Below are 3,622 nucleotides of genomic sequence, written 5' to 3'. Positions count from 1 at the left end.
CGGGTTCTGGCGGAGACCGGGCACGTCAGCGCGCACGCGGACCGGGTCGGGGTGCGCATCGACCCCGCCGGACCCGTCCCCCGGTCGAGCACCGGGGAGATCCCCAGCGAGGGGATGGTCCGCGGCGCCGTGCAGATCCCGGCGGACGGGGCGCCCGTCGTGTTCGGGCCCGATCACCCCGTCACGGGCGGGTACCCGGTGATCGGGGTGCTCACCTCGCGGTCCTCGGACGCCTTGACCCAGCTCCTGCCGGGAGCGCCGGTGAGCTTCCGGAGGGTGTCGGACTGACCGACTAGGGTAACCGAGGCGGGACCAGGTACCTTGGTCCGTTGGTGTGCGCGGAGTCACCGCCTGCGGGCCGGTTTTCGTCCCTCACCGAATGACGACACTTTTCGAGGTGAAAGCGAACCATGCCAGCGATCGTCCTGATCGGCGCCCAGTGGGGCGACGAGGGCAAGGGTAAGGCCACCGACATCCTCGGTGGCCGCGTCGAGTACGTGGTCAAGCCCAACGGCGGCAACAACGCCGGGCACACCGTGGTGGTGGGTGGCGAGAAGTACGAGCTCAAGCTCCTGCCCGCCGGCATCCTCTCGCCCACGGCCGTGCCGGTGATCGGCAACGGTGTGGTGGTCAACCTCGAGGCGCTGTTCGAGGAGATCGACGGCCTCGAGGCCCGCGGCGCCGACACCTCGCGGCTACGCATCTCCGCCGACGCCCACCTGGTGGCCCCGTATCACCAGGCGCTGGACAAGGTGACCGAGCGGTTCCTGGGCAAGAAGGCCATCGGGACCACCGGTCGAGGCATCGGCCCCACCTACGCGGACAAGGTCTCGCGGGTGGGGATCCGCGTGCAGGACGTCTTCGACGAATCCATCCTGCGGCAGAAGATCGAGGGCGCGCTGCACCTCAAGAACCAGATCTTCGTCAAGATCTACAACCGCCGGGCGGTCGAGGTCGAGGAGATGGTCGAGTACTTCCTCGGCTACGCCGACCGGCTCCGTCCCATGGTCAGCGACACCGCCCTCATGCTCAACCAGGCCCTGGAGCGCGGCGAATCCGTTCTCATGGAAGGCGGCCAGGCCACCATGCTGGACGTCGACCACGGCACCTATCCGTTCGTCACCTCGTCCAACCCCACCGCCGGCGGCGCCTGCGTGGGGTCGGGCGTCGGCCCCACCAAGATCACGCACTCGCTGGGCATCGTCAAGGCGTACACCACGCGCGTGGGCGCAGGCCCGTTCCCCACCGAGCTCTTTGACAAGTGGGGTGAGTACCTGCAGGTCACCGGTGGTGAGGTGGGCGTCAACACCGGTCGCACCCGACGTTGCGGGTGGTACGACGCCGTGATCGCCCGCTATGCCGCGCGCGTCAACGGCTTCACCGATTACTTCCTCACCAAGCTCGACGTGCTCACCGGCATCGGCGAGATCCCGATCTGCGTGGCCTACGACGTCGACGGCGTGCGGCACGACGAGATGCCCATGTCGCAGACCGATTTCCATCACGCGACGCCGATCTACGAGACCATGCCCGGCTGGGAGGACGACATCCGCGGTGCGCGCGAGTTCGGTGATCTGCCGCCGGAGGCCCGCGACTACGTGCTGCGGCTCGAGGAGCTGGCCGGCTGCCACATGTCGTACATCGGAGTGGGGCCGGGCCGCGACGAGAACGTGGTGCGGCGCGACATCCTGGGCTGAGTCGATCGACCACCACGTCGAGAAGAGCGCCCCGAACGCATTGGCCGATAGGCGGGTGCGCGGGACGCTCTTCTCGTTGCTCGCGTGGGGCGGGTGAGCCCGTTGTGTACGTTGTGAATCGGTTTCATGTGAACGAATGACACATGTCGTGTGTTCGTCCGATAGTGCTTTCTGAGCCGTTGAGGTGAAGTCGGAGTCAGGCGACCGGCCGGTCGCTTCCTCTCCCGATCGGAGCACCATATGCGCACTCTCACCAGGTTCGGCGTCGCCGCCGCAGCCACAGCCGTCGCCTCTGCCACCGTCCTCGCCGGGGCCGGAGTGGCCGGGGCCCAAGGCGCCGATCCCGTACTCGACAGCCCGAGCAGCGTGAGCGTCAGTGGCAAGGGCGCGAACACCGAGATCTCCTACACCAACAGGTCCGGCCAGGATCTGTTCTGTATCGCGTACGGCGGGCCGGGCAGTCTGCTGTCGGAGATGTACGCCGTCTTGCGGACACAGGATCCGGATGCGTCACCGCCCCCGGCACTGGAGGCGAAGGTGACCGAGGCGCTGGTGAACGGGCAGCTCGGCCTCTTCACGGGCGGTGTCGAAGACGGGGAAACCGCCACGTTGTCGCCTGGCTTCTACGATACGAACGCCACGCTCACCGACGGGTCCTTCACTCCGTCCGCTCTCGCGATCTGCTCTGCGGGCGACGAGTACATCGAGATGGAGATCTCTGCTGGGGCCGGTGTCCCGGCCGGTCTCGGTTCGTTGGATTCCGCTCTGGCCGGCCTCGGAAGCTCTGGTTCCGTGGCCCGGACGACGGGTTCGCTCGGGAGCTGAGCGAACCGTCCATACCCAGCACCGCCCCCGGCCACCTCGTGGAGCCGGGGGCGGTGCTGGGTGATGTCGTCAGTTCACGACGGCAGGCCCGGGAAGGGTGGGAGTTCGAATGCGCCACCCGCCACCCCCGCGCCGATGGCCAGAACCGCCGAGACACCAAGCCCCGCGATGATGAGCAGCCCGGCTCCGATGATCGGGTTGTCCAACGAGCCGCCGTCTGCGGAACCCGACGCCTGCGCGACGTAGGCGACGTGGCCTTCCGGCGCAGGTCCGGCGTGAGCGGGGGCGACGGCGACGGTGGTGGCAGCGGCCAGGGCGAGAGCGGTGGCAGCGGTGGCGGTTCTCGTGATCATGCCCCCACTATCGCGGCGCGGCCGTTCGGCATTACCTATGGGCCTGCCGGACTGGTCCGGGGAATGCCCCACACCCTCGCGAGCCGGAAATGCAGCGCGTTCCTGGAGGTGTCGGCCGAGTGGGACCATCTCAGAACTCGCCGACGATTCCCGGATTGAGACCAGTTTTCGCCGAATGCGCTCGGTCGCGATTCGGAGGACTGGTGTCGCGGCTCGACCCGGCAAACCGCAAGTGGAAGGTCGGATTGCAGTATGACGGCCACGAACACCTGACCAGAGCCCGTCGAGACGCGGACTCCGTGGCGATGCTGCGCCTGGCGTCCCTCGGATGGGAGGTGAGGCGAGTGACGCAAGGGCTGCTGAACACTCCGCGGACGCTCACCCGATTCGTCCACGGGGCATTCGAGAAGCAAGGGTGGGAGCAACCCGGTCGACCGGGTCGCCCCCAGTGAACTCCGATGCCAGCCACTGCACGCCGATCGCATTCGCTGGAACCCCATCGCCTTCTGTGAAGCGGGGTCACGTTCTGCGAGAGGTCTACTCGGCCGATGCGTCCAGGATCGCGCCGAATCGGGCCGAATCGCCCCGGGCGGTCAGCGCAGGTGCCGGAAGGCGTTGCGGACCGCGTCCGCGGCGTCCTCGACGTCGAATCCCGCCCCCGCGGCCCGCTCTGCGAACTCCTCCGCGGCCCGGGTCAGCACCGCCCCGGGCAGGTCAGCGGCGGAGACGAACGTTCCCGAGCGGCCG

Annotated in this window: 3 protein-coding genes and 1 pseudogene; 3 read left to right on the top strand and 1 reads right to left on the bottom strand. The window is 68.2% G+C overall.

What is annotated here, in order from left to right; genetic code table 11:
* The 3 genes and pseudogenes from G6019_RS14215 to G6019_RS14205 form a co-directional block, all read left to right on the top strand.
* Nucleotides 1–288 (top strand): annotated as a pseudogene (locus G6019_RS14215) (biotin-dependent carboxyltransferase family protein); the annotation flags it as partial.
* A 122-nt stretch (nucleotides 289–410) separates the two neighbouring features.
* Complete coding sequence (locus tag G6019_RS14210) at nucleotides 411–1,697, top strand: adenylosuccinate synthase (RefSeq protein WP_107757436.1); 1,287 nt, start codon at nucleotides 411–413, stop codon at nucleotides 1,695–1,697.
* A gap of 240 nt (nucleotides 1,698–1,937) precedes the next feature.
* On the top strand, nucleotides 1,938–2,522 hold the full coding sequence (locus tag G6019_RS14205; RefSeq protein ID WP_182613305.1) for a hypothetical protein: 585 nt from the start codon (nucleotides 1,938–1,940) through the stop codon (nucleotides 2,520–2,522).
* 74 nt (nucleotides 2,523–2,596) lie between these two features.
* Here G6019_RS14205 and G6019_RS14200 read toward each other — a convergent pair whose 3' ends face one another.
* Complete coding sequence (locus G6019_RS14200) at nucleotides 2,597–2,875, bottom strand: hypothetical protein (protein ID WP_107757434.1); 279 nt, start codon at nucleotides 2,873–2,875, stop codon at nucleotides 2,597–2,599.
* Nucleotides 2,876–3,622: the final 747 nt, after the last annotated feature.

The organism is Dietzia sp. DQ12-76 (assembly GCF_014145045.1).
Taxonomy (GTDB): Bacteria; Actinomycetota; Actinomycetes; order Mycobacteriales; family Mycobacteriaceae; genus Dietzia.
This window is presented reverse-complemented; position numbering and strand designations above follow the sequence as displayed.